A 26,177-nucleotide genomic window follows, 5' to 3' on the forward strand; every position below is an offset into this window, starting at 1 on the left:
AATCACCCCAATACTCCTGATAAATTTCATCAATCAGCCTGACGACGCAGGAACGCTGGAATGTCCAGATAGTCCATGTCGTCCTGCGGATTCAGCTTCGCAGCAGTCGCTGCACCGCTATGGCTCTGGCGCTGAACGGTCGGGCGTTCATAGTCCTTGTAATTAACACCTGCCTCAGGACGAGCGACCGGAGCCTGCGCGACCGGAGCAGCGGTGCTGACCGGAACAGTGTTGTCGACCACTTTCACAGGTTTTTCCAGACGCGCGCCCAGACCGGTTGCAACTACAGTAACGTGAAGTTCATCACGCATATCCGGATCAATTACAGTACCGACCTTAACTGTTGCGTGCTCGGAAGCGAACTGCTCAATGATGTTACCCACATCGGAGTACTCACCCAGAGACAGGTCAGGACCTGCAGTGATATTAACCAGGATGCCGCGAGCGCCCTGCAGGTTTACGTCTTCCAGCAGTGGGTTGCGGATAGCTGCTTCAGTAGCTTCACGCGCACGGTTCGGGCCGCTGGCACAACCGGTGCCCATCATGGCCATACCCATTTCGCTCATGACAGTCTTCACGTCAGCAAAGTCGACGTTGATCATGCCTGGACGCTTGATAATGTCGGAGATGCCGCGCACAGCGCCGGAGAGAACATCATCAGCCTTGGCGAATGCAGACAGCAGGCTGGCATCTTTACCCAGGATGGTCAGCAGCTTCTCGTTCGGGATGGTGATCAGCGAATCGACGCTCTCGGACAGAGCACGGATGCCCTCGTCAGCGATCTGCATACGCTTGCGACCTTCGAACGGGAACGGACGCGTAACGACCGCTACAGTCAGAATGCCCATTTCTTTGGCAACCTGAGCAATAACAGGTGCTGCGCCGGTACCGGTACCGCCACCCATACCAGTGGTGATGAAGACCATATCAGTACCTGCCAATACTTCGGCGATACGCTCACGATCTTCCATTGCAGCCTGGCGGCCGACTTCCGGATTGGCACCCGCGCCCAGACCTTTGGTGACTGCAGTGCCTAGCTGCAGGATGGTGCGGGCACCGATATTTTTCAGTGCTTGCGCATCTGTGTTGGCGCAGATGAACTCAACGCCTTCCATGTTGTTCTTCGCCATGTGGTTTACGGCATTACCACCGCCACCACCGACGCCGATCACTTTGATTACTGCACTTTGCGGTGCGCTATCTACGAGTTCGAACATTTCCCTCTCCTTTTATTACTTTCTAGTTTTTTACGCCTACAACAAATCAGAAGTTGCCCTGAACCCAACGCTTCAAACGCTCCAGAACCGGAGCTTTGGGTTCATCGCTGTAATTGCCCACAGACATGGAAATTCCGTCAGTCTGCTTCTGCAGGCCGTACATCAGCAGGCCGACACCCGTCGAATAGATCGGGTTGCGTACAACGTCAGCCAGGCCTTTTACGCCCTGCGGTACCCCCAGGCGAACCGGCATATGGAAAATTTCCTCAGCCAGCTCTACAGCACCTTCCATCTTCGCGGTGCCTCCGGTCAGCACAATGCCGGCCGGAATCAAGTCTTCATAACCACTGCGACGCAGTTCCCCCTGGATCAGGGTGAACAGCTCGTCATAACGGGGTTCAACAACTTCTGCCAGAGACTGGCGAGACAAATCACGAGGCGGACGGTCCCCCACACTCGGCACTTTGATCGTCTCACCTGCACCGGCCAACTTCGCCAATGCACAGGCGTACCTAATCTTAATCTCTTCTGCGTACTGAGTAGGAGTCCGTAATGCCATTGCGATGTCATTTGTTACCTGATCACCTGCAATTGGGATGACGGCAGTGTGACGAATCGCCCCTTCAGTGAAGATGCAGATATCGGTCGTACCCCCGCCGATATCCACCAAACAGACACCCAGCTCCTTTTCGTCGTCAGTCAGAACGGAGTAAGCAGATGCCAGTTGCTCAAGGATGATGTCGTCCACTTCCAGACCACAGCGGCGCACACACTTTTCAATGTTCTGCGCAGCATTAACGGCACAGGTCACCACATGAACCTTGGCCTCCAGACGCACGCCCGACATACCCAGCGGCTCGCGGACACCCTCCTGATTGTCGATCACGTAATCCTGCGGCAAGGTGTGCAGCACCCGCTGATCAGACGGAATCGCCACGGCCTGCGCCGCATCAAGCACACGCTCAAGATCCGCACCGCTGACCTCACGGTCGCGAATGGCCACGATTCCATGGCTGTTCAGGCTGCGCACATGGTTACCGGCAATACCAACAAAGGCGGAGTGAATCCGGCAGCCCGCCATCAGCTGCGCCTCTTCAACAGCACGTTGAATCGACTGCACAGTGGACTCGATATTGACCACCACGCCCTTTTTCAGGCCGCGTGACGGGTGCGTGCCGATGCCAACCACTTCCAGTTGGCCATCAGCATTGACCTCACCGACCAAGGCCACAACCTTGGAAGTGCCGATATCAAGGCCTACGATCATCTTGCCGCTCTGCACGTTTGCCATGGCTTTCTATTTCTCCTAAATCACTGCATAGCAGCGGTTTCACCCGCTACAGGCGCCACCGGCTCTCGCCATGCCACAGCCAAGCCGTTGGCATAGCGCAAATCGATCCGCGCAATATTCTCTTGTTGGTCTTTAAGGACCTTGTTGTAGATGCTCGCAAAGCGGCGCATCTTCTCGACCACATGGTCACGCCCCAGTAACAGCTCAATGCCCTGCCCTGTGGACAAGAACCAGCTGCCACGTTCACGCAACTCCAGGCGCGCCACGGTAAAACCCATTGGCCGCAGCATCTGGCTCAGCACCTGATACTGCTGCATGACCCGCTGCTGGGCACGCTTAGGCCCGTAAAGCTGAGGCAAATGCTGATAGTTTTTCAGTTCCTGTGGAGCAAACGCCCCCCCCTGATTGTTTAGCAATGCTTCATCACCCCAGCGGGCAATTGGCAATTGCTCCTCCAACCTCACAACTAACTGATCTGGCCATACACGGCGTACTTGGGCATGCGCGATCCATGGCATGGCCTCCAGATCACGACGCAACCCCAGCAGATCGACGCTGAAGAAACTCGCACTGGCATACGGCGCAATCCGCTCCTGTACCGCCTGCTGGTTGATGTAACCCAGATCACCTTCAACACTGATCTTGGCTATCGGCTGGTCGGCATATGGCAGTGCACGCACAGACAACTCATACGTACCGAAGCCCAGCCCGAGCAGCAACAGCGGCCAGGTCAGACGACGCACCCAACCGAAACTCACCTTAGGTGCAGCCAGGCGCTTGCTGATCGGTTCTTTGGCCACCAGACGGCTTGCACCGCGCGGCGCAGGCTTGCCACGCAGTGGTGCGCGGGAAGGACCTGACTGATGACGCAAAGATAGGGTCATGGCGTATTAACCTCGTGCTTCCAAGCTGTCGGCCAAAATAGCCAACACCAGTTCCTGAAAGCTCAAACCAGCTGCTTTTGCTGCCATCGGCACCAAGCTGTGATCAGTCATTCCCGGAACGGTATTCACTTCCAGCAGCCAGAACTGGCCATCGGCATCCTGCATCACGTCAGCACGTGCCCAGCCTTGGGTACCTACAGCCTCACAGGCACGGGCGGTCAGGTCTTTCAACTCGGCTTCCTTCTCTGCGGACAGGCCGCAAGGAATCCGGTACTGGGTGTCATTGGCTAGGTACTTAGCGTCGTAGTCATAAAAGCTGTGGGATGTGCCCAGCGCAATCGGTGGCAGAACCTCTCCGCGCAGCATCGCGACGGTAAATTCAGGCCCGGCAATCCACTGTTCGACCAGAACCTGCGCGTCGTAACGGCTAGCAGCTTCCCAAGCGGTAATCAGCGCATCGACATCATCGACCTTGGCCATACCGATGCTGGAACCTTCGTGGGCTGGTTTCACGATCAACGGAAAACCGAGCTCAGCAGCAGCCTTATGGCAATCCTCCGGCGACGCCAGTACTGCATGATTAGGCGTTGGCAGCCCCAGGCTCAGCCAGACGCGCTTGGTACGCAGCTTGTCCATCGCCAGAGCCGAAGCCAGGATGCCGCTACCGGTATACGGGATACCCGCGCACTCCAGCAGACCTTGCATGGCTCCATCTTCACCACCACGGCCATGCAGCACGATAAAGGCACGGTCTATCTTCTCGCTGCTCAGTTGCTGCAACAGATCGTCACCGACATCAATGCCAAAAGCATCCACGCCAGCAGCCAACAGGGCTTCAAGCACCGCTGCACCGGACTTCAGCGAGACCGGGCGCTCGGCGCTTTTACCGCCGAACAGCACCGCCACTCGCCCGAAGGCGCTGGCTGGAACTTGGCTTTTCAACGAAACCGCTGTCATTTCGACTCACCTTCGCCCACCGCAAACAGCGGGCTTTTCAACAGTTGCGGGGCCAGACCGCCGATATCACCCGCGCCCTGACACAGCAGGATGTCGCCGGCACGCAGCAATGGTTTGACGATTGGGGCGATGTCTACACCGCGCTCGACGTAAATTGGATCAAGCTGACCGCGTTGACGGATGCTGTGGCAGAGGTTGCGGCTGTCGGCCCCCGGAATTGGCTCTTCACCGGCCGGATAAACTTCCATAAGCATCAGAACTTTGACGTCACCCAGCACTTGCACGAAGTCCTCGTACAAATCACGGGTACGACTGTAGCGGTGCGGCTGATAAACCATCACCAGACGGCGCTCCGGCCAACCACCTCGGACCGCCTTAATCACGGCTGCCACTTCACGCGGATGGTGACCATAGTCGTCCACCAGCATCACACTGCCGCCTTCAACCGGCAGCTCGCCATAGACCTGGAAGCGGCGGCCGACGCCCTGGAAGCCTGCCAGCCCTTGAATGATGGCCTCATCGCTGATGCCTTCATCAGTCGCGATGGCAATTGTCGCCAACGAGTTCAGTACGTTGTGGTTGCCCGGCATGTTGACGGAAACATCCAACGGCTCATGGTCAGGACGCAGTACGGTGAAGTAGGTGCGCATGCCTTCCTGACGGACATTGATCGCACGCACATCAGCGTCTTCGCTGAATCCGTAGGTCACGGTTGGGCGCGCCACTTGCGGCAGAATTTCGCGCACATACGGATCATCCACGCACATAACCGCCAGACCGTAGAACGGCAGGTTATGCAGGAAGTCGATGAAGGTTTTCTTCAGTTTGTTGAAGTCACCTTCATAGGTGCTCATGTGGTCCATGTCGATGTTGGTGACCACCGCAACCATCGGCTGCAGATGCAGGAAGCTGGCGTCACTTTCATCGGCTTCGGCAATCAGGTAGCGGCTGCTGCCAAGCTGGGCATTGGTTCCCGCAGCATTCAAACGCCCGCCGATCACGAAAGTCGGGTCCAAGCCACCAGCTGCAAAAACCGAGGCAAGCAGGCTGGTAGTCGTGGTCTTACCGTGCGTACCAGCGACAGCAATACCGTGGCGGTAGCGCATCAGTTCAGCCAGCATCTCGGCGCGCGGCACCACCGGAATACGGCGCTCCAGCGCCACAGCCACTTCAGGGTTGCTCGGATTGATTGCGCTGGACACCACCAGCACATCCGCCTGCTCGGCGTTTTCAGCGCGGTGGCCGATAAAAATCTTCGCGCCGAAGGATTCCAGACGTTCGGTGACTGCTGACTCTTTAAGGTCAGAACCAGAGACTTCGTAACCAAGGTTCATCAGTACTTCAGCAATGCCGCACATACCGGCACCACCGATGCCGACAAAGTGCACACGACGAATACGGCGCATACGGCGAATTTCCGAACGTGCAGCAGCGGGAGACTTAGCCACGGGCCACCTCCAGGCAGATATCAACAACGGTGCGGGTCGCATCGGGTTTGGACAGGCGACGTGCAATCTGCCCCATGTTTTCCAGTTGCTCGGGGTGCATCAGAACCTCAGTCAGCTGCGCGGCCAGTTTGCTCGCGTCAGTGGAATGTTGCGGCAGCAGGACTGCAGCGCCCTGGCTGGCCAAATAATCGGCATTGCGAGTCTGGTGGTCATCAATCGCATGCGGCAGCGGCACCAGAAACGCTGGCAGGCCAGCGGCTGCCAGCTCGCTTACGGTCAGCGCACCGGCACGGCAAACCACCAAATCAGCCCAGGCATACGCCCGCGCCATGTCTTTAATAAAGGGAGCGACCTGAGCCTCGACACCGGCTTCGCGATAGCGCTCGGAGGTAATGCCATCGTGCTGTTTACCCGCCTGATGCATGACCTCAGGACGCAGCTCAGCAGACACCTGCGCCAACGCCTGCGGTAGCAGTTTGTTCAGCGGTTCGGCACCAAGACTGCCGCCGACGATCAGTAAACGCGGCTTACGGTTACGTAGTGGATCACGCGGAGTTTCCAGGAACAGTTCTTCACGAACCGGATTACCGGTGCTGCGCAGCTTATTGCTGACACTGAACGTGCCCGGGAAGGCTTCGCAGATACGCGCCGCCATCGGTGCCAGAGCACGGTTAGCAGTTCCCGCCACAGCGTTCTGCTCGTGAATGATCAGTGGTACACCGCCCAGACGCGCAGCCAGACCACCCGGACCGGTGACATACCCGCCCATACCAAGAACACACACAGGCTGCAATTCACGAATCACTTTGCGTGCCTGGAACAGCGATTTGATCAGCTGGAACGGGGCCTTGAGCAGGGAAAGCTTGCTCTTGCCACGCAGACCGGAGACCTGAATCAGGTGCAGCGGAATATTGGCTGCAGGCACCAACTCATTTTCGATGCCACGCGGCGTACCCAGCCAGTGCACGGTGTAACCACGCGTTTGGAACTCACGGGCACAGGCCAGCGCCGGGAATACGTGACCGCCGGTACCGCCGGCCATAATCAGGACGTTACCGCGCATGGCGCACCTCCCTAGCCGGCTGTACATCAAAAAAGTCTTCTTCTTTAAATTCCACTTCTGCACTGCCCAACTGCGTACGACGCTCCCACTCAATGCGCAACAACATGGCCAGACAGACACAGCAGATCACCAAAGAACTACCGCCGTAGCTGAGGAACGGCAGGGTCAAGCCTTTGGTCGGCAAACGCCCGATGTTCACACCGATGTTGATGAGGATCTGACCGATCCACAAAAAGCTCAGGCCGTATGCGACATACGCCGAGAAGAATTGTTTCGCTTTTTCTGCCCACAGGCCGATATAAAGTGCACGCACGCTGACAAACACAAACAGTGCAACCGTCAGCAGCGCACCCACCATGCCTAATTCTTCAGCCAGAACCGAGAACACGAAGTCTGTGTGTGCCTCTGGCAAATAAAATTGCTTCTGTACGCTGTTACCCAAACCAACGCCCAGCCACTCACCACGGCCAAACGCAATGAGGGCCTGGCTCAGCTGATACCCGGCACCGTACTGGTCAGCCCAAGGGTCTACGAAGTTCGTCAGACGCTGCAGTCGGTAAGACTCTTTGGTCATCACCAAAATGCCAACCGCCAAAACGCCAATACCCAGTGGGATAAAGCGCACCAGGTTGATTCCACCCAGGAACAACATGGCGATGGAAGCACCAAACAGCACCACAGTCGCGCCAAAGTCCGGTTCTGCCAGCAACAACACAGCGATCGGCCCCAGGACCATCAGCGGCTTGATAAAGCCACTGAGTTTTTCCCGCACTTCAACCTGCCGGCGAACCATATAAGCCGCCAGGAAAAGTACCGTGAATACTTTGGCCAGCTCAGAGGGTTGCAAGTTGAAGATGCCGAAACCAATCCAGCGCTTGGCACCGTTAACTTCCCGGCCAATGCCCGGCAACAGAACCAAAATCAGAAAGACGACCGCAACTAGCAACAGCTTGGCGCTGTGCTTCTGCCAGAACGCCATTGGCACCATCAAGGTCGCCAATGCTGCACCCACGCCGATCACCACATAAATAATGTGGCGGATGAGGTAATACATCGGGTTGCCTGTCTGCGCTGCCGCCACCTCAGTTGAGGCAGAAGCAATCATCACCAGCCCGAGCCCAATCAGAGCAAGACAGCCAGCCAGCATCGGGAAGTCGATATCGACTCCTCGTGGGCTGCGCAATGGTGAAGGTGCGGCTAACAGGCGGGCCAGCATCAAATCAGCCCTCCCACAGCTTGGGCGAACAATTGTCCGCGCTGTTCGAAGTTTTTAAACATATCCAGGCTTGCGCATGCGGGTGACAGCAACACGGCGTCGCCAGGCTGAGCCAGCTCAGCGCAACGCTGAACTGCTTCTTCTAAAGTCTGCACGCGGACCAGTTCAGTCGCACCATCCAGCGCATCAGCCAACAGCGCAGCATCACGCCCCAGTAGAACCACTGCTCGGCAGAAACGGCTGACAGGAGTCTTGAGAGCGGAGAAATCGGCACCTTTGCCGTCGCCACCCGCGATCAGCACCAACTTGCCGCTGATATCAGCGCCCAGGCCTTCAATCGCAGCCAGAGCGGCACCGACATTGGTGGCCTTGGAGTCGTCGTAATAGTTCACGCCATTAAGCTCACGCACCCACTGACAACGGTGCGGCAAACCACCGAACTGACGGAGGGTAGCCAGCATAAGCTCGACCGGCAGGCCAACGGCCATGCCTAGCGCCAAAGCAGCCAGTGCGTTGGATTGGTTATGAGCGCCGCGGATTTTCAACTCGCGCACTGGCATCAATGTTTCGAACTGATAAGCCAGATACTTCTCGCCGTTTTCTTCCAGCAGACCGAAACGCTTGAAGTCAGGTTTACCCAGACCAAAAATCGTGCACGGCAACTGATCCGCCACCAACGGACGGGACAGTGCATCATCAGCATTCACGACAACCTGGCGCGCACCACGGAAAATGCGGTGTTTGGCTAAGTGATAGGCCTGCATATCGGCATAGCGATCCATGTGGTCTTCGCTGACATTCAGGCAGGTCGCTACTTCAGCATTAAGCTGGTGCGTGGTTTCCAGCTGGAAACTGGACAACTCCAGCACATACAGCTCAACGTCATCCGCCAGTAAATCCAGTGCTGGCGTACCGAGATTGCCGCCTACAGCCACCTTCTTACCGGCCGCCGCAGCCATTTCACCCACTAATGTGGTGACGGTGCTCTTGGCGTTGGAACCAGTGATGGCCACGATCGGTGCCTTGGCATAACGGGCAAACAGATCAATATCCCCCGAGAGCTTCACCCCTCGGGCAGCCGCAGCCTGAAGTTCAGGCGTAGCAATGGCCAGCCCGGGGCTGACCAGCAGTTCGTTGGCAGTGCAGAGGAAATCCACATCCAGCCCGCCACAGCGCACTTCAACCTGCGGAAACTGTTCACGCAAGGTGCTCAGCTCCGGCGGGTTGGCACGTGTATCCACCACAGCAAAGGGCAAGCCCTGGCGTGCGAGGAATCGCACCAGTGACATGCCGCTCTTGCCGAGGCCGACAACGATGCGCATATGGTCAGAAGCAATCAGGCTCATGCTGTCCTCAACGCAGTTTCAAAGTAGCCAGACCGATCAACACCAAAATCACGGTGATGATCCAGAAACGCACGATCACGCGCGGCTCAGGCCAGCCTTTCAATTCAAAATGGTGGTGAATCGGTGCCATGCGGAACACACGCTTGCCGGTTAGCTTGAACGACGCGACTTGGATGATCACCGACAGGGTTTCCACCACAAAGATGCCGCCCATAATGAACAGCACCACTTCCTGACGAACGATTACAGCGATGGTGCCCAGAGCCGCACCCAGTGCAAGCGCCCCCACATCACCCATGAATACCTGAGCCGGGTAAGTGTTGAACCAGAGGAAGCCGAGGCCAGCGCCGACCAGCGCGGCACAGAAAATGATCAACTCGCCTGCACCCGGCACATATGGGATCAGCAGATATTCAGCGAACTTCACGTGACCGGACAGGTAGCAGAAAATCCCCAAGGCACCACCAACCAGCACGGTTGGCAGAATCGCCAGACCATCCAGGCCATCAGTCAGATTGACCGCATTGCTTGAGCCGACGATGACGAAATAGGTCAGCACCACAAAACCAACGCCCAGCTCCAGAGCGAAGTCTTTAACCATCGGCATATAGAAGGTGGTTTCGACCGGACTTTGCGCAGTCATGAACAGGAAGATGGCAGCACCGAGGCCAAACACAGACTGCCAGAAGTATTTCCAGCGGCTCGGCAGCCCCCGGGAGTTCTTCTCGATGACTTTGCGGTAATCGTCAACCCAGCCAATCGCGCCGAACAGCAGGGTCACAGCCAGAACTACCCACACATAACGGTTACTCAGGTCAGCCCACAGCAGGGTGCTGACAGATATAGCAGTCAGAATCAGCGCACCGCCCATGGTTGGCGTGCCCTTTTTCGACAGGTGCGATTGCGGGCCATCGTTACGCACGGCCTGACCGATCTGACGGACCTGCAGAGTTCGAATCATCCACGGCCCCAGCCACAGAGCCAGCGCCAGCGCGGTCAGAACGCCAAGAATGCCGCGCAGTGTCAGGTACTGAAACACTGCGAAACCCTTGTAGAACTGTTGCAGGTATTCCGCCAACAGCAGCAGCATTAGTGTGTCTCCCCGGATATGCCACAAAGCGCCGCTACAACCTTTTCCATCGCAGCGCTACGTGAACCTTTAATTAGAATGGTGGAACCGCCCTGCTCAGTCCGCAGAGCCTCGATCAGGCTGGCCTGATCTGCAAAATGGCGACCGTTCTGACCAAATTCGCTGACGGCAAAAGCCATCAACGGGCCAACGGCATAAAGTGCATCAACCTTGCCTACCGCGTAGCTGCCAACCTGGCGATGGCCCTGCTCGGCCCATTCACCAAGCTCGCCGATATCACCCAACACCAACAGGGTACGACCGTTAAAGCCAGCCAGAATATCGATAGCTGCGCACACTGAGCTTGGGTTGGCGTTATAGGTGTCATCGATCACGCAAGCACCATTAGGAGCCAACTGCGCCACGGCACGGCCTTTGACCGGCTGCAAGTTCTCCAACCCGCTCTTAATCCCGTCTAGGCTCACACCCAGCGTGATGGCTGCTGCCGCTGCGGCCAGCGCATTGGTGACGTTGTGTTCACCCAGCAGGTTGAGCTGAACAGGAACCTGGCCATTAGCTCCCGCATTAAGTGTAAAACCAGGGCAGCCGCGCTCATCACGCAACAGATTAGTGGCATAAACACTCGCAGCAGGGTTCAACTGAGAAAAACTACGTACCTGACGGCCCTGTGCTCGTGTCTGCCAAGTCGAGAATGCCGCATCATCCAAATTAAGGATGGCCACACCCTCGCTGTTCAGGCCCTCAAGGATTTCCCCTTTGGCCTCAACAATTTTCTCCGGCCCACCGAACTCACCGACATGAGCTGTGCCAGCGTTATTAATCAAAGCCACCTGAGGCTTTGCTAAGGCAACGGTGTAAGCGATCTCGCCGACATGGTTGGCACCCAACTCAATTACGGCAGCCACATGCTCTGGCGCCAACTCCAGCAACGTCAGAGGTACGCCCAGATCGTTATTAAGGTTGCCACGGGTAGCCAGAACCGGCCCGCCCAGCCCTGCCCGGAGGATACTGGCGAGCATTTCCTTCACAGTGGTCTTGCCGCTGGAACCGGTAATGGCGACAACAGGAGCATTGAAGGCGGCACGATTCAGTGCCCCTAGCTGCCCCAAGGCCAGACGGGTATCCGCTACTAGAAGTTGTGGAATAGCTACGTTCGACACTTCCCGCTGCACCAACGCTGCTACTGCCCCCTTGGCAGCCACTTCATTGAGGTAATCGTGACCATCAAAACGCGGGCCGCTCAGGGCAACAAACAGCTGCCCGTGGCTAATCGCACGGCTGTCCGTGCTCACACCGGAGAATGCCACATCGGCACCAATAATCTGGGCATTGAGTGCAGACGCCACTTCAGTGAGACGCAGAGGTTTAAGCATTGCTCACCTCCCAGGCCTCAAGGGCATTTGCTGCTTCAACCAGGTCAGAGAACGGCTGGCGCACGCCATTGATCTCCTGATAATCCTCATGACCTTTACCAGCCAGCACCAACACATCATCAGCGCTCGCTGCTGCGATCAGCTGAGCAATGGCAGTAGCACGCCCGTGAACAAATTGCACCTTTTGCGGCTGGCTGAATCCGCCGCGAATATCGTCAAAAATCACTTCAGGTGCTTCAGTTCGTGGATTGTCATCAGTTACCAGCACCACATCTGCCAGACGCTCAACAACCGCCGCCATCAGCGGACGCTTGCCAGCGTCACGATCCCCACCACAGCCAAACAGGCACTGCAGTTGGCCCTTAGCATGTGGGCGCATAGCTTCAAGTACTTTTTCCAGCGCATCCGGTGTGTGGGCGTAGTCCACCACCACCAGCGGCTTGCCGGCACCACCCAAGCGCTGCATACGGCCAATCGCCCCCTGCAACTCGGGTAGCACCTTAAGAATTTCATCCAGCGGATAATCCATCCCTAGCAACGCGCCAACGACTGCCAACAAGTTGCTCAGGTTGAAACGCCCCAGCAGAGAACTGCGCAGGCTGCCTTCTCCTTGCGGCGTCACCAACGTGGCGCGGACACCATGGTCATCAAAAACTGCATCGCGGCAATACAGATAGGCGCTGCTGTCAGCCAGGCTGTAGCTGATCAGACGGGACTCGCACACCTCAGCCGCCAGCTGGCGACCAAACGCATCATCTATATTCAACACCCGGCAACGCAGGTTCGGCCAGGCGAACAGCATGGCCTTGGCCTCTGCGTATGCCTCCATCGAACCGTGGTAGTCCAGGTGATCGCGGGACAAGTTGGTCAGCACTGCAACATCAAATTCCAACGCCGCCACACGCCCCTGGTGCAGCCCATGGGACGACACCTCCATCGCCACAGCGCGAGCACCGTCTGCTTTTAACTGGGCCAGGGTGGCTTGAACACCAACCGGATCAGGGGTGGTATGACGGCCTTGCTCCAGCTCACCGTAGAAACCGTTGCCCAGCGTGCCGACAATCCCGCAACGCTCGCCAAGCCGGTCCAGAGCCTGCGCCAGCAACTGGCTGACACTGGTCTTACCGTTGGTCCCCGTCACACCAACCAGGTGCAATCCACGACTCGGCTCGCCATAAAACCGCCCGGCAATGGCAGACAGCTGGCTCACCAAGCCTTTAACCGGCAGTAACTCAGCAGCTTCTGCCTCCAGCGACTCTGCCCCCTCGGCTTCATAAGCAATGGCAGCGGCACCACGAGCCAGCGCATCGCCGATATGGGTGCGACCGTCCTGATGCAGGCCCGGCACAGCCAGGAACAGATCACCGGGCAGTACCTTGCGGCTATCCAGCGTAAGTTCACGGATCAGTGTGGCGCTGGTGGCCTGGGGCAGTAATTGATTCAGCGGCATTGGCATCAAATGCGCCCTCCTTTAACCGGAGTGGCAGTTGCAGTCTGCTGCTCAGGCAGATTGTCCGGCGCAATATTCATCAGACGCAGGGCACCGGCCATGACCTTGCCGAATACCGGCGCAGCAACCAGACCACCGTAATAGCCACCTTCGCTGGGCTCATCAATCATGACTACGGCAGCAATGCGCGGGTTATCAACTGGCGCTACACCCGCAAAGAAGGAGCGGTATGCCTTGTCCACATAGCCCTTTGTGCCGGTTGCAGCTTTACGCGCGGTACCACTCTTACCGCCAACGTGATAACCCGGGACCTTAGCCCGCGCGCCGCCACCGCCAGGCTCTTCGACCACAGCCTGCAGCATGCCGACGACTGTCTTGGCAATTTCCCCATCAATCACTTGGGTGGGGTCCGGCGTACGGTCCAAACGCACCATAGACAGCGGCACGTTCTGGCCATCATTCGCCAAAACTGAATAAGCATGAGCGAGCTGCACAGCCGTTACGGACAAGCCATAGCCGTATGCCAGTGTTGCGGTTTCAGCCTGCTTCCAAACGCGGTAGTTCGGCAGATTGCCGACTCGCTCCCCCGGGAAACCCAAGCCGGTATCTTGTCCCAGACCCACCTGCTGCATAACCGCGTAAATAGGATCGGCGCCAATATCAAAGGCAACCTTACTGATACCGACGTTACTCGACTTCATTAGAATTTGAGTCAGGTTGAGCACGCCGCCACGAGATACGTCGCGGATGGTATAACGGCCAATTTTCAGGCTGCCCGGATAGGTGTCCACGGTCATTTCCGGCTTCCAACGCCCGGTTCCCAAGGCCGCAGCAATTGAGAATGGCTTAACAGTGGAGCCTGGCTCGAACACATCAATCATCGCCCGGTTACGCATAGCTGCCGGCTGCAGATTGCGGCGGTTATTTGGGTTGTAGGTCGGCTGGTTAACCATCGCCAAGACCTCACCGGTCTTCACGTCGAGCATCACCAGACTACCGGCCTTGGCACCGAATTCTGTCACCGCGTTACGCAGCTCGCGGTGCGCCAGGTACTGCAGACGCAGATCAATGGAGAGCGCCAGAGCCTTACCAGCCTTGGCGTTCTGAGACACTTGCACATCCTTAATCAGACGACCGCGGCGATCCTTCAGCACCTGACGTTTGCCCGGCACTCCGGCTAGCCACTCGTCAAACGCCAGCTCCATGCCCTCCCGTCCACGATCATCGATATCGGTGAAACCCACGACATGAGCAGTCACCTCACCGGCTGGATAGAAACGGCGGAACTCCTCAATTCCGTAAACACCCGGCACCTTCAGATCAAGAATGCTCTGACCTTTTTCAGGGGTTAGGCCGCGTACCAAGTACATGAACTCACGATTAGCGCTCGCCTCGAGCCGTGCAGAGAATGATTTAGAGTCCTGCCCCAGCGCAGCAGCCAGCCCGGCCCACTTATCCCTGCCATTCTGTAGCTCTTTGCCATTAGCCCAGATGGTGGTAACAGGCGTACTGACCGCCAGTGGCTCGCCATTGCGATCGGTGATCAGACCACGGTGAGCTGGAATTGGGATGTGACGAACACTGCGGGCATCACCGTGCGCCTGCAGGAAGCTCTGGTCGAACACCTGCAAATCCACGATGCGCCAGACGATCGCACCGACCATCAAGGCAAGAGCAGCCAGCACCAGGCGGAAGCGCCAGGGATAGAGTGCGCCCTCAAGGCCCATCACGGCGCCACCATCCGCACTTCACCCGCATCAGGGACACGCATGCCCAGACGTTCGCTGGCCAACGTTTCAATGCGGTTGTGAGCGGTCCATGTGCTCTGTTCGAGGATTAGACGCCCCCACTCAGCCTGGGCTTTGTCACGCACGCTCATTTCCGCATACAGCTCATTGAGCAGCTGGCGATTCCAGTGCGCGCTATAAGAAACACCAACCGCCGACACCATGACAGCAATAAACAGCAGCAGCATGAAAAAGCTGCCGCGCGGAAGCGGTTTGGCGAACAGGGCACTCACCGCAGCTTCTCCGCGATGCGCATCACAGCACTACGTGAACGCGGGTTGGCCTGCAGTTCTGCTTCAGAAGCAAACACCGGCTTGCCGATGAGTTTCAGACGTGGCTCGAATGCCTTGGGAATAATAGGAAGGTCACGGGGCAGTTTGTCGGCCTCACCTTTGGCATGCTTACGCATAAAGAGCTTAACGATGCGATCTTCCAGAGAGTGGAAGCTGATGACCACGAGACGGCCACCAACTTCAAGATTCTCCAGAGCAGCATCAAGCCCACGCTCAAGATCACCCAACTCGTTATTAACGTGGATACGCAGCCCCTGAAATGCGCGGGTTGCCGGATTTTTGCCCTTTTCCCATGCAGGATTAGCGACAGTCAGAACCTGTGCCAGATCAGCAGTGCGCTCAAATGCCTTCTCACTGCGGCGCTGCACAACAGCACGGGCCATGCGCTTGGCAAAGCGCTCCTCACCGTACTCTTTGAACACACGGGCGATTTCATCTTCGTCAGCCGTCGCAATGAATTCGGCCGCACTCATACCGGCATCCGGGTTCATCCGCATGTCCAGAGGGCCATCATTCATAAAACTAAAGCCGCGCCCGGCATCATCCAGCTGCGGCGAAGATACGCCCAGATCCAGCAGAATACCGCTGATGCAACCTGTCAGACCGCGCAGAGAAAACTCATCTGCCATCTCGGCAAAGCTGCGTTGCACAACGACAAAGCGGCCGTCCTCGGCCGCCAGTGCATTTCCTGTTGCGATTGCCAGTGGGTCCTTATCGAACCCGATCAGCCTTCCATCACTACCAAGGCTCTGCAAGATAAGCCGGCTATGGCCCCCTCTACCGAAGGTGCCATCCACATAGCACCCGTTGGCGCGCACCGCCAGCCCCTCGACAGCCTCTTCGAGCAGCACAGTAATGTGGCGGAAACTATTGGTCATAGTCACAGGATCAAATCCCGCAGGTCATCGGACAAGGCACCCGGTTGCTTAATCGCGGCCATATCAGCCTCACTCACAGCATTCCAGGCATCTTCATCCCACAGTTGAAATTTATTGATTTGCCCCACCAGCATCGCGCGCTTATCGAGCTTGGCGTACTCACGGAGACGTGGCGGCACCAGAAAACGCCCACTGGCATCCAGCTCAATATCCACGGCATTACCAATCAGCAAACGCTGGAGGCGGCGGTTTTCTTCACGGAAGGAGGCGAGTTCGCGGAGCTTGGCTTCAATCAGCTCCCATTCAGGGAGTGGATAGACACACAGGCATGGATCAATTGCATCGATCGTCACGATGAGCTGGCCGGCGCAACGCGAAACGAGCTGATCACGATACCGGCTTGGCATCGCGAGTCGCCCTTTGGCGTCGAGACTGATGGCATTTGCTCCGCGAAACACGATCGCGATCCCCTTTTATGTTAGCTATCCGTGCCCCAAATACCCACTTTGCGCCACTTCTTACCACTTCTGCACACTATAGGAACGCAACAGCCCCACCGTCAAGGCACGCTCAACAGGAAAACTCCTTATAGATCGGCGATTTAGGTCACTTTGGAGAGGGAAAACAGAGGGGCAACGCGATTGCGAAATATGAAAACTCAGGCAGCACAAAAGCCTTAACGACAAACTTAAAGTAGTTTGTTAAGTGAAAGAATTTTTTGGTATTTAAAAGGATCTTTTAAGAAGGGATGGAGAGTCGATCTATAAGCCGGGTTCTGTCGAGGACAGCCATTCCTCTACGACGTACATCACTGCACGTCTTTAGCAACCTACCCGGTTCCAGCGCGGGCCACGCCAATGGAACCCTATTTGGTCTTGCTCCGAGTGGGGTTTACCTAGCCACGGACTGTTACCAGCCGTGCGGTGCGCTCTTACCGCACCTTTTCACCCTTACCGGCACCGAAGCGCTTAGGCGGTTATTTTCTGTGGCACTTTCCGTAGGCTCACGCCCCCCAGGCATTACCTGGCACTCCGCCCTATGGAGCCCGGACTTTCCTCCCCCAAATTTCGTTGAACGAAACTCAGCAGCGACTGTCCGATCGACTCTCCATTCGTAAGAATACCGCCTCACCGCTTCCGGAACAAGGTTTAAACGCCCTTCTGCCGCTCCAAAGCCGCCTGATAAAGCAGGTTCTTGCGAACCCCAGTTATCTCTGCAGCCAGCGCAGCTGCCCGCTTGAGCGGCATTTCCGCAAGCAACAAATCCAACACCCGTAAAGCATCAGCACTAATCGCATCCTCACCTTCAGGGGCCTGCCATCCCGCGACCAGGACAACACACTCACCGCGCTGCTGGTTAGGATCCGCAGCCACCCACTGCACCAACTCACACAGCGGCATCCCCTGCAAAGTCTCAAATGTTTTGGTTAGCTCCCTTGCCAGCAAGGCAGGCCGATCATCTCCAAACACAGCCTGCATGTCCTGCAAACACTCAAGAATACGATGGGGAGCCTCATAGAAAATAAGCGTGCGCGGCTCCTCCCTAACCTGCTCCAGCCGGGCTTTACGCCCAGCCATCTTGGCAGGCAAGAAACCTTCAAAAACGAAGCGATCAGATGGCAACCCTGCAGCCGATAGCGCCGCAATCAACGCGCAAGCACCAGGCACCGGCACAATCTTGATGCCAGCCTCACGCGCCTGACGCACTAAGTGATAGCCCGGATCAGAAATCAGCGGTGTCCCCGCATCCGAGATAAGCGCCACATCCTCACCAGCCTGCAACCGCGCCAGAAATCGCCCACCCTGCTCACGCTCGTTGTGCTCATGACAGGGAGCAGCCGGAGTTGTTATCCCGAAATGCCTAAGCAACTGAGCAGAATGGCGCGTATCCTCCGCCGCAATTAGCGAAACACTTTTCAAGATGCTCAACGCCCTTGCAGTAATGTCATCCAGATTACCGATGGGCGTGGCCACTACATAAAGGCAGCCCGGTTTGGAAATGAGATTATCGGTCACGGTCACAGGGCATTTCTCGGATAGCAAAAAGGCTATTGTATCGCTTATCAGCCCAGCAAGATCGCGAGATGGGACAGGCTTGGGTACAATTACCTATTCAACCGGATCAAGTAACAGGACCCTTACATGATCGCACGCCTGCGCCCTCTTTCATTTATCTGCTTTGCAGGCCTGCTGGCCGCCTGCTCCAGCTCTCCGTCATCCAGTCTTGGCGAGCTGCCACGCACACCACAAGCCAGCATCGACCAACTGCTGCAACAAGCTGCAAACAGCCCCGCAGAGCAGGCCGCTCTTCTGCGTCTTTCCGCTGCTGACGCAGCTTATAAACAGAATGACTTCAGCCGCGCCTACAGCATTCTTGAGCAAGTTGCACTGGAGGGACTCAAGCCCGCCCAGCAGATATTTGCCAGCACACTGCGTGCAGAACTGGAACTGAAGCGCAACAAACCCCAAGCAGCACTTCGCGCACTCAGCCACCCTAGCCTAGACCGCTTGGGCGAGCTCCCTATTGATCAGCAGATTCGCACCCAGCAAGCCCGCGCAAATGCCCTTCAGGCAGACGGACGCATATTGGCTGCCGCCAAAGAGCGCGTTTTCATCGCACCACTGCTTAATGGCAGTGCAGCACATGACAATCACAACAGTATTTGGTCGCTTGTATCCAGCCTGCCACTGGCACAGCTGGAGCCTACCGGGGATACAGACCTGGACGGCTGGCTGGCTCTGGCCAAAACCTTTAAAAAAAGCAGCACGCTTGAGCAGCAACAGTCGGCAATCGACCAGTGGGTGGCAGCCAACGCTCAACACCCGGCAGCCGTAATGTTGCCGCAGGCGCTGGTGGACCTGAAGAAGATCTCAGCTCAGCAAATCAATCAGATTGCCCTTCTGCTACCGCAGGATGGCCAACTGGCCAGCGTCGCTCGAGCACTGCGTGACGGCTTCATGGCCGCCCATTTCCAAGCCCAGCAAAGCACTCAGAACACCCCCGAGATCCGGGTATATGACAGCACCCGAATCGGCTCAATGGACAACTTCTACAACCAAGCTAAAGCGGATGGCGTGCAATTGGTCATTGGCCCGCTTGAAAAGAACCTGGTCAGCCAGCTCAATAACCGCGAGCAGCTGCCAATCACCACACTTGCCCTTAACTACAGCGAGTCAGCCCACGAAGGCCCAGCCCAACTGTTCCAGTTTGGTCTGGCGGCAGAAGATGAAGCCCGCGAAGTCTCACGCCGTGCCTGGTCTGACGGTATGCGCCGCGCGGTCGCTCTAGTCCCCAGTGGTGATTGGGGCAACCGCGTACTGGCCGCTTTCCGCCAACACTGGGAAGCCCAAGGCGGCACTCTGATTGCTGCTGAGCACGTGGATCAGCCCGTTGAACTGGCCCGCCAAATTGCCGACCTGTTCCAGCTGCGCGAAAGCGAGAGCCGCGGCCAGGCCATTCAGGAGACCTTGGGCAAATCCGTAGCCGCTGCCCCGTCACGCCGCAATGATATTGATTTCATCTTCCTCGCTGCCACACCGCAGCAAGCGCAACAGATCAAGCCAACGTTAGCATTCCAATATGCTGGCGATGTTCCGGTATATGCCACCTCGCACCTGTACAGCGGAATCTACAACCAAGCCCAGTACCTGGACATGAACGGCATAATGTTCTGCGAAACACCATGGCTACTTAACGTGAACGACCCACTGCGCCAGCAAGCCAGCAGCCAGTGGCCTCAAGCCAATGGCAGCCTGGGACGCCTGTACGCCATGGGCGCAGATGCCTACCAACTGGCTCCACGCCTCAGTCAGCTGAAGGCTATCCCGGATACCCATCTGCAAGGCCTCAGCGGAACCCTAAGACTAGGCCATGGACAGCGCATTGAACGCCAGCTGCCCTGGGCTGAGTTCCGCGATGGTCAGGTACAAGCCCTGCCTGACCGCCTGAACTAATGCCCTCGGTAAGCTCTCAAAGAAGTGGCGCGGCTGCCGAGGCACTGGCCCGGCAGCACCTGGAGCAACACGGCCTCCGCCTGATTGCCCAAAACTGGCGCTGCCGCCTCGGGGAGCTCGATCTGGTCATGCTTCACGCCGATACAGTAGTATTCGTAGAAGTTCGCTATCGACGCCATAGAGCATGGGGCGGAGCAGTAGAGAGCGTAGACGCCCGGAAACGTGAGAAACTTTGCCGAGCCGCTCAGTACTTTCTGCAACAAGAAAGCCGCTGGTCGAAGTACCCATGCCGATTTGATGTGATTGCCGTAAACGCCGACAGCCACACCCCTGCGCGCCTGGACTGGATTCAAAACGCTTTTGACACCTGACAGACGCACCACTGAAGGTTATTCCACAATGGACATGCAAGCCCGTATCCGCCAATTATTCCAAGCCAGTATCGAAACCAAAATGCAGGCCATGGAAGTGCTGATTCCCCATATCGAGCAAGGCAGCAATGTCATGGTTCAGGCACTGCTCAGCGAAGGCAAGATTCTTTCCTGCGGCAACGGCGGCTCAGCAGGTGATGCTCAGCATTTTTCCTCGGAACTGCTCAATCGCTTTGAACGTGAACGTCCGAGCCTGCCAGCTATCGCCCTGACGACAGACAGCTCAACAATCACTTCGATTGCTAACGACTACAGCTACAACGAAGTCTTCTCCAAGCAGATTCGTGCATTAGGCCAACCAGGCGACGTACTACTGGCAATCTCCACCAGCGGCAATTCCGCCAACGTCATCCAGGCTATTCAGGCCGCCCACGACCGCGAAATGACAGTCGTTGCACTCACTGGCCGTGACGGCGGCGGCATGGCTTCTCTGCTACTACCTGAGGACGTGGAAATTCGCGTTCCATCCAAAATCACTGCACGGATCCAGGAAGTCCACCTTCTGGCCATCCACTGCCTGTGCGACTTGATCGACAACCAACTGTTCGGGAGTGAAGAATGATCCGGTCATCTCTGATCCTTGCCACCCTAGCCTTTACCCTTGCCCTAGCTGGCTGTGGTAACCGCAGCATCGGCAACAAGATTGACGACCAGTTCATAGCACCTGAAGTTAGCTCACGCGTTTCAGAAGCTCACAAAGACTTGAGCAGCCCGACCTCACACATCGTTGTGACAAGCTATAACGGCGTCGTGCTACTTGCTGGGCAAACACCGCGCAGTGATCTGAAAGGCATAGCGGAGCAAGCTGCAAGCCGCGTAAACAACGTACGCAAAGTACATAACGAGCTACAGGTGATGCCCCCAACCTCACTGCTTGCACGCAGCAATGACTCATTACTGACCAGCCGGATCAAAACCTCGATGCTTGCTGACAGCACTGTGCCCGGTTCACGGATCAAAGTGGTAACTGAAAACGGTATTGTCTACTTGCTCGGACTAGTCTCGCAGGCTGAGGGCGCCCAGGCCGTACGAGTAACTCAAAGCGTTTCCGGTGTTCAGAAAATCGTCAAACTGTTCGAGTACACCAACTGATTTTTGTCCCACTTAATAAAAAAGGCGATCAGTTGATCGCCTTTTTTATTACTTGACCACTTTAAGACTGGGCCTACCAGCAGGTCGTGGCGGCTCATTGTCTGGTGGATCAATATCGCCCTCCTCACTGTCGAGGATTGATGGATCTGCATCAAACACCATGCCCTGACCATTCTCACGCGCATAGACAGCCATCACCGCAGCAGCTGGAATATAAAGGCTCTGAGGCACACCTGAAAACCGCCCCTCAAAGCTAATAGCCTGGTTATCCATATGCAGATGGCGCACTGCATTGGGCGAAATATTCAGGACAATCTGACCGTCTTTAGCAAAGCCAGCCGGAACCCGAACGCCCTCAAAATTCACATCCACCAACAGGTGCGGCGTGCAGTCGTTATCCACGATCCACTCATAAAGAGCCCGCACCAGATAAGGACGACTCGAATTCATTACGACCTCCATGCGTTAACGCATCTCGCGCTCAACAGACGACAAACTCGCCTTAAATGCCTCTCTTGCAAACTGGCGCTCCATGTAATCAAGAAGCGGTTTCGCCTGCTTGGGCAACTCAATCCCCAATACGGGCAAACGCCACAGAATAGGCAGGAGACAGCAATCCACAAGGCTCATCTCATCACTCAGGAAGAAAGGCTTATCAGCAAACAGTGGCGAAACCCCTGTTAGGCTTTCCCTCAACTCTTTACGCGCCTGCACCTTGATTGAATCCTTGCTGCGCGAATCCAGGATCTGGTCAACCAACACACACCAGTCCCGCTGAATACGGTGGATCAACAGGCGACTATTGCCTCGCGCCACAGGATAAACCGGCAGCAATGGAGGATGCGGATAGCGCTCATCCAAATATTCCATGACAACAGTCGATTCGTACAGCGCCAAATCTCGATCAACCAGTGTTGGCAGACTCGCGTAAGGATTCACCTCAAGCAGCTTTGCAGGGTACTGGTTTTTGTCCACACTGATAACCTCAGCGGCAACCCCTTTCTCAGCCAGTACAATACGAACGCGATGGGAATAGTGATCGGCGGGATCGGAGTAACAGGCCAACCGGTTGGTCACGCCCATGGTGATCCTCCTCGCTTTTAGGTTTATTTACAGCAGAATGAACTGCGCGCCCAAAAGGGCGCGCAGTCCAACGACGAATCAGGAAGGATTAATGAACGTCCTTCCAGTACTCACGCTTGAGCAGATAGGCGAACACGAAGAAGAACGCCAGATACAGCAGAACATAGGTACCGATGCGCTGGCTTTCCAGTTTTACCGGGTTAGCCGAGTAAGCCAAGAAGGTCACAAGGTTCTGGATCTTCTCATCGAACTCTTCAGGCGTCAGAGCACCAGTGTTCGGTTCAATGGTCAGCTGATCGCAGGCTTCATGAGTAATCGGGGTCCCCGTCAGCGGATCGAACTGCTTCTTGCCGTTCTCAACCACCTGAACTTGCTTGCAGCCGATGTACTGACGGCCCTGCAGGCCTACCAACACGTTAGGCATACCCACGTTCGGGAACACCTTGTTGTTGGCACCCAGCGGACGAGCCGGATCCTCGTAGAACGTACGCAGGTAGGTATACAGCCAGTCATTACCACGTACACGAGCAACCAGCGTCAGATCAGGCGGTGCAGCACCAAACCAGACCTTGGCATCGTTCGGACGCATACCAATCTTCATGTGATCGCCGATTTTGGCACCGGTGAACGCAATATTCTTCAGCATGATTTCATGCGGAATACCCAAGTCATCAGCAACACGCTCATAACGCTGGTACTGCGCAGAGTGGCAACCCATGCAGTAGTTAGCAAACGTGCGAGCACCGTCCTGCATAGCTGCCTTATCGGTCAGGTCGATATCAACCTTGTCCAGCGGGATCGTGCTAGCAGCACCCAACGCAAAGGCTGGCAGCGCAGCGATAACAAATGCAGCAAAGAGCTTTTTCATCAGCCAGTCACCCTTTCCGGAACGGGTTTGGTCTTCTCGAGTTTGGTGTAGAACGGCATCAGGATGAAGTACGCGAAGTACAGGAAGGTACATACCTGAGACAGCAGCGTACGACCCGGAGTTGGCGCCAGAACACCCAACACACCCAGAATCACGAAGGACACGCAGAAGATCAGCAACCAGATCTTGCTCAGCCAGCCTTTGTAGCGCATGGATTTAACCGGGCTACGATCCAACCATGGCAGAACAAACAGCACTGCAATCGCTGCACCCATGGCAATTACACCCAACAGCTTGTCCGGCACGGCGCGCAGGATTGCGTAGAACGGGGTGAAGTACCAAACCGGAGCAATGTGCTCTGGAGTTTTAAATGGGTTGGCCGCTTCGAAGTTCGGCTTCTCGAGGAAATAGCCCCCCATCTCTGGGAAGAAGAAGATCACGAAGCAGAATACGAACAGGAAGACCACCACGCCGACAATATCTTTGACGGTGTAGTACGGGTGGAAAGGAATACCGTCAAGCGGCACGCCATTCGCATCCTTGTTTTTCTTAATCTCAACGCCATCCGGGTTGTTCGAGCCGACTTCATGCAGAGCAAGGATGTGCATAACAACCAAGCCCAGGATGACGATAGGCAGCGCAACCACATGCAGCGCGAAGAATCGGTTCAGGGTGATACCGGAGATCAGATAGTCACCACGGATCCACTGTGTCAGGTCATCACCGATTACCGGAATTGCACCAAACAGGGAAATGATTACCTGAGCGCCCCAATACGACATCTGACCCCATGGCAGCAGGTAGCCCATGAAGGCTTCAGCCATCAGCGCCAGATAGATCAGCATACCGAAGATCCATACCAACTCACGTGGCTTCTGGTAAGAGCCATACAGCAGACCACGGAACATGTGCAGGTACACCACCACAAAGAATGCTGAAGCCCCAGTGGAGTGCAGATAGCGCAGAATCCAGCCGTATTCGACGTCACGCATGATGTACTCGACCGAAGCAAATGCCTCTTCAGCCGACGGGGTGTAACTCATGGTCAACCAGACACCAGTTACGATCTGGTTAACCAGAACGAGCAGTGCGAGGGAGCCAAAGAAATAGAAGAAGTTGAAGTTCTTCGGGGCGTAGTACTTGGAGAGATGGTCTTCCCACATTTTGGTCGCGGGAAAGCGCGCATCGACCCATTCCATGAATTTACTCATCATGCTTGCTCCTGATCCACACCGATGACGATTACATCGTCACTCTCGTACATGTGCGGCGGCACTGGCAGGTTCAGTGGCGCAGGCTGGGCCTTGTAGACACGGCCAGCGAGGTCGTAACGCGAACCATGACATGGGCAGAAGTAGCCACCGACCCAGTCAGCCCCCAGATCAGCAGGAGCCACTTCCGGACGGAAAGAAGGCGCACAACCCAGGTGAGTACACAAACCAACGAGCAGCAGGATTTCCGGCTTGATCGAACGGGTTTTTGGATCGACATAAGTAGGCTGAACGGATGACTTGGAGTCAAAGTCCGCCAACTGCCCTTCGATCTTCACCAGATTACCGAGGATTTCCTCAGTACGGCGCACAACAAACACTGGTTGCCCACGCCACTCAGCAACCATCTGCTGGCCTGGCTCAACCTTGCTGACGTTCACCTTAACGGGTGCCCCAGCAGCTTTAGCCTTGGCGCTCGGGAACCAGGACCCTACGAACGGGACCGCGGCACCCACCGCTCCTGCAGCGCCCACCACGGAGGTGGCCGCTACTAGAAAGCGACGCCGGCCTGCATTCACGCCGTCATTGCTCATTCAGTCGTCTCCCATCAGCTCTTATGGCCTGTACACAGGCCTATACTTGGTAAAAATCTATTCACGCAAAAAAATTTGCCAAATGGTAAAGAAAAGCCCCTGTACTGACAAGGTAATTACCCCGCCATAACAGTCGTAAACCCTTACAAATCAGGCCTTACAAGTATGCGGCATGATGCCGCAGAAGCAATTATCGACCATAAAAAACGCCCAGATCCAAAAGGAGTCTGGGCGTTTTTGCGAACGAAGAAGCGAATTAACGCTTGGAGTACTGCGGACGCTTACGCGCTTTACGCAGACCAACCTTCTTACGTTCAACTTCACGAGCATCGCGAGTCACATAACCTGCTTTACGCAGAGCAGGACGCAGAGCCTCGTCGTAATCCATCAGAGCGCGAGTGATACCGTGGCGGATTGCGCCAGCCTGACCACTTACACCGCCACCGATAACGGTAACGTAGATGTCAAACTTCTCGGTCATCTCAACCAGTTCCAGCGGCTGACGAACTACCATGCGGGCAGTTTCACGACCGAAGAAGTTGTCGAGAGAACGATTGTTGATGGAGATTTTGCCAGTACCAGCACGCAGGAAAACGCGAGCGGTTGCAGTCTTGCGACGGCCAGTGCCGTAATTTTGAGTCGCCGACATAGTC

Annotated in this window: 26 protein-coding genes and 1 other RNA gene; 4 read left to right on the forward strand and 23 right to left on the reverse strand. The window is 56.2% G+C overall.

Going from position 1 to position 26,177, the window contains the following annotated elements; translation table 11 throughout:
* Positions 1-29: 29 nt before the first annotated feature.
* The 17 genes from ftsZ to rsmI all read right to left on the reverse strand — a co-directional run bounded on the left by ftsZ (position 30) and on the right by rsmI (position 18,293).
* Positions 30-1,217: a cell division protein FtsZ gene (gene ftsZ, locus AO726_RS04705; protein ID WP_058066877.1), complete on the reverse strand. Its 1,188-nt coding sequence runs from the start codon at positions 1,215-1,217 to the stop codon at positions 30-32.
* A 46-nt stretch (positions 1,218-1,263) separates the two neighbouring features.
* Positions 1,264-2,508: a cell division protein FtsA gene (gene ftsA / locus AO726_RS04710; RefSeq protein WP_058066878.1), complete on the reverse strand. Its 1,245-nt coding sequence runs from the start codon at positions 2,506-2,508 to the stop codon at positions 1,264-1,266.
* 20 nt (positions 2,509-2,528) lie between these two features.
* Entirely contained in the window at positions 2,529-3,392 is an 864-nt protein-coding gene (locus AO726_RS04715) for a cell division protein FtsQ/DivIB (protein WP_058066879.1), read from the reverse strand.
* A gap of 6 nt (positions 3,393-3,398) precedes the next feature.
* Positions 3,399-4,349, reverse strand: a complete 951-nt coding sequence (locus AO726_RS04720; protein WP_058066880.1) for a D-alanine--D-alanine ligase — start codon at positions 4,347-4,349, stop codon at positions 3,399-3,401.
* Positions 4,346-5,755, reverse strand: coding sequence for a UDP-N-acetylmuramate--L-alanine ligase (murC, locus tag AO726_RS04725; RefSeq protein WP_241492071.1), 1,410 nt, complete (start codon positions 5,753-5,755; stop codon positions 4,346-4,348). The genes AO726_RS04720 and murC overlap by 4 nt, the downstream gene beginning before the upstream one ends.
* A gap of 34 nt (positions 5,756-5,789) precedes the next feature.
* The gene (murG, locus tag AO726_RS04730; RefSeq protein ID WP_058066882.1) at positions 5,790-6,860 is read right to left on the reverse strand and encodes an undecaprenyldiphospho-muramoylpentapeptide beta-N-acetylglucosaminyltransferase; all 1,071 of its coding nucleotides are present in this window, start codon (positions 6,858-6,860) and stop codon (positions 5,790-5,792) included.
* Positions 6,850-8,076: a putative lipid II flippase FtsW gene (ftsW, locus tag AO726_RS04735; protein WP_058066883.1), complete on the reverse strand. Its 1,227-nt coding sequence runs from the start codon at positions 8,074-8,076 to the stop codon at positions 6,850-6,852. Before ftsW ends, murG begins: the two co-directional genes overlap by 11 nt.
* Entirely contained in the window at positions 8,076-9,422 is a 1,347-nt protein-coding gene (murD, locus tag AO726_RS04740; protein WP_058066884.1) for a UDP-N-acetylmuramoyl-L-alanine--D-glutamate ligase, read from the reverse strand. Before murD ends, ftsW begins: the two co-directional genes overlap by 1 nt.
* A 7-nt stretch (positions 9,423-9,429) precedes the next feature.
* A complete protein-coding gene (mraY, locus tag AO726_RS04745; protein WP_058066885.1) occupies positions 9,430-10,512 on the reverse strand; it encodes a phospho-N-acetylmuramoyl-pentapeptide-transferase in 1,083 nt (360 codons plus the stop codon).
* Positions 10,512-11,885, reverse strand: coding sequence for a UDP-N-acetylmuramoyl-tripeptide--D-alanyl-D-alanine ligase (locus AO726_RS04750; protein ID WP_058066886.1), 1,374 nt, complete (start codon positions 11,883-11,885; stop codon positions 10,512-10,514). Before AO726_RS04750 ends, mraY begins: the two co-directional genes overlap by 1 nt.
* Positions 11,878-13,341, reverse strand: a complete 1,464-nt coding sequence (locus AO726_RS04755) for a UDP-N-acetylmuramoyl-L-alanyl-D-glutamate--2,6-diaminopimelate ligase (RefSeq protein ID WP_058066887.1) — start codon at positions 13,339-13,341, stop codon at positions 11,878-11,880. Before AO726_RS04755 ends, AO726_RS04750 begins: the two co-directional genes overlap by 8 nt.
* A complete protein-coding gene (locus AO726_RS04760) occupies positions 13,341-15,062 on the reverse strand; it encodes a peptidoglycan D,D-transpeptidase FtsI family protein (RefSeq protein ID WP_058066888.1) in 1,722 nt (573 codons plus the stop codon). Before AO726_RS04760 ends, AO726_RS04755 begins: the two co-directional genes overlap by 1 nt.
* The gene (ftsL, locus tag AO726_RS04765) at positions 15,062-15,355 is read right to left on the reverse strand and encodes a cell division protein FtsL (protein ID WP_058066889.1); all 294 of its coding nucleotides are present in this window, start codon (positions 15,353-15,355) and stop codon (positions 15,062-15,064) included. Before ftsL ends, AO726_RS04760 begins: the two co-directional genes overlap by 1 nt.
* Positions 15,352-16,293 (reverse strand): 16S rRNA (cytosine(1402)-N(4))-methyltransferase RsmH, encoded by a 942-nt coding sequence (gene rsmH, locus AO726_RS04770; RefSeq protein ID WP_162491577.1) that lies wholly within the window; start codon positions 16,291-16,293, stop codon positions 15,352-15,354. Before rsmH ends, ftsL begins: the two co-directional genes overlap by 4 nt.
* 2 nt (positions 16,294-16,295) lie before the next feature.
* On the reverse strand, positions 16,296-16,751 hold the full coding sequence (gene mraZ, locus AO726_RS04775; protein ID WP_058066891.1) for a division/cell wall cluster transcriptional repressor MraZ: 456 nt from the start codon (positions 16,749-16,751) through the stop codon (positions 16,296-16,298).
* Between the two features lie 290 nt (positions 16,752-17,041).
* Positions 17,042-17,400, reverse strand: an RNA gene (rnpB, locus tag AO726_RS05600) — RNase P RNA component class A.
* A gap of 41 nt (positions 17,401-17,441) precedes the next feature.
* A complete protein-coding gene (gene rsmI, locus AO726_RS04780; RefSeq protein WP_162491578.1) occupies positions 17,442-18,293 on the reverse strand; it encodes a 16S rRNA (cytidine(1402)-2'-O)-methyltransferase in 852 nt (283 codons plus the stop codon).
* Between the two features lie 141 nt (positions 18,294-18,434).
* Here rsmI and AO726_RS04785 point away from each other — a divergent pair, with 141 nt between their 5' ends.
* The 4 genes from AO726_RS04785 to AO726_RS04800 are packed head-to-tail and all read left to right on the forward strand — an operon-like array spanning position 18,435 to position 21,769.
* Positions 18,435-20,246 carry a penicillin-binding protein activator gene (locus tag AO726_RS04785; RefSeq protein ID WP_058066893.1) on the forward strand — a complete coding sequence of 604 codons (1,812 nt, stop codon included), beginning with the start codon at positions 18,435-18,437 and terminating at the stop codon, positions 20,244-20,246.
* Entirely contained in the window at positions 20,246-20,617 is a 372-nt protein-coding gene (locus tag AO726_RS20880) for a YraN family protein (protein WP_082629050.1), read from the forward strand. The genes AO726_RS04785 and AO726_RS20880 overlap by 1 nt, the downstream gene beginning before the upstream one ends.
* A gap of 28 nt (positions 20,618-20,645) precedes the next feature.
* Positions 20,646-21,239, forward strand: a complete 594-nt coding sequence (locus tag AO726_RS04795; protein ID WP_058066895.1) for a phosphoheptose isomerase — start codon at positions 20,646-20,648, stop codon at positions 21,237-21,239.
* On the forward strand, positions 21,236-21,769 hold the full coding sequence (locus tag AO726_RS04800; protein ID WP_058066896.1) for a BON domain-containing protein: 534 nt from the start codon (positions 21,236-21,238) through the stop codon (positions 21,767-21,769). Before AO726_RS04795 ends, AO726_RS04800 begins: the two co-directional genes overlap by 4 nt.
* A gap of 48 nt (positions 21,770-21,817) precedes the next feature.
* Here AO726_RS04800 and AO726_RS04805 read toward each other — a convergent pair whose 3' ends face one another.
* The 6 genes from AO726_RS04805 to rpsI all read right to left on the reverse strand — a co-directional run bounded on the left by AO726_RS04805 (position 21,818) and on the right by rpsI (position 26,173).
* Positions 21,818-22,219 carry a ClpXP protease specificity-enhancing factor gene (locus tag AO726_RS04805; RefSeq protein WP_058066897.1) on the reverse strand — a complete coding sequence of 134 codons (402 nt, stop codon included), beginning with the start codon at positions 22,217-22,219 and terminating at the stop codon, positions 21,818-21,820.
* Positions 22,220-22,234: 15 nt separating this feature from the next.
* Complete coding sequence (locus AO726_RS04810; protein WP_058066898.1) at positions 22,235-22,852, reverse strand: glutathione S-transferase N-terminal domain-containing protein; 618 nt, start codon at positions 22,850-22,852, stop codon at positions 22,235-22,237.
* A gap of 88 nt (positions 22,853-22,940) precedes the next feature.
* Entirely contained in the window at positions 22,941-23,720 is a 780-nt protein-coding gene (locus tag AO726_RS04815) for a cytochrome c1 (protein ID WP_058066899.1), read from the reverse strand.
* Positions 23,720-24,931, reverse strand: a complete 1,212-nt coding sequence (locus AO726_RS04820; protein ID WP_058066900.1) for a cytochrome b — start codon at positions 24,929-24,931, stop codon at positions 23,720-23,722. The genes AO726_RS04815 and AO726_RS04820 overlap by 1 nt, the downstream gene beginning before the upstream one ends.
* Positions 24,931-25,524: a ubiquinol-cytochrome c reductase iron-sulfur subunit gene (gene petA, locus AO726_RS04825; protein WP_058066901.1), complete on the reverse strand. Its 594-nt coding sequence runs from the start codon at positions 25,522-25,524 to the stop codon at positions 24,931-24,933. The genes AO726_RS04820 and petA overlap by 1 nt, the downstream gene beginning before the upstream one ends.
* Before the next feature lie 256 nt (positions 25,525-25,780).
* Positions 25,781-26,173 carry a 30S ribosomal protein S9 gene (gene rpsI, locus AO726_RS04830; protein ID WP_058066902.1) on the reverse strand — a complete coding sequence of 131 codons (393 nt, stop codon included), beginning with the start codon at positions 26,171-26,173 and terminating at the stop codon, positions 25,781-25,783.
* Between the last annotated feature and the right edge of the window lie 4 nt (positions 26,174-26,177).

This window comes from Pseudomonas sp. TTU2014-080ASC (genome assembly GCF_001446935.1).
Lineage (GTDB): Bacteria > Pseudomonadota > Gammaproteobacteria > Pseudomonadales > Pseudomonadaceae > Aquipseudomonas.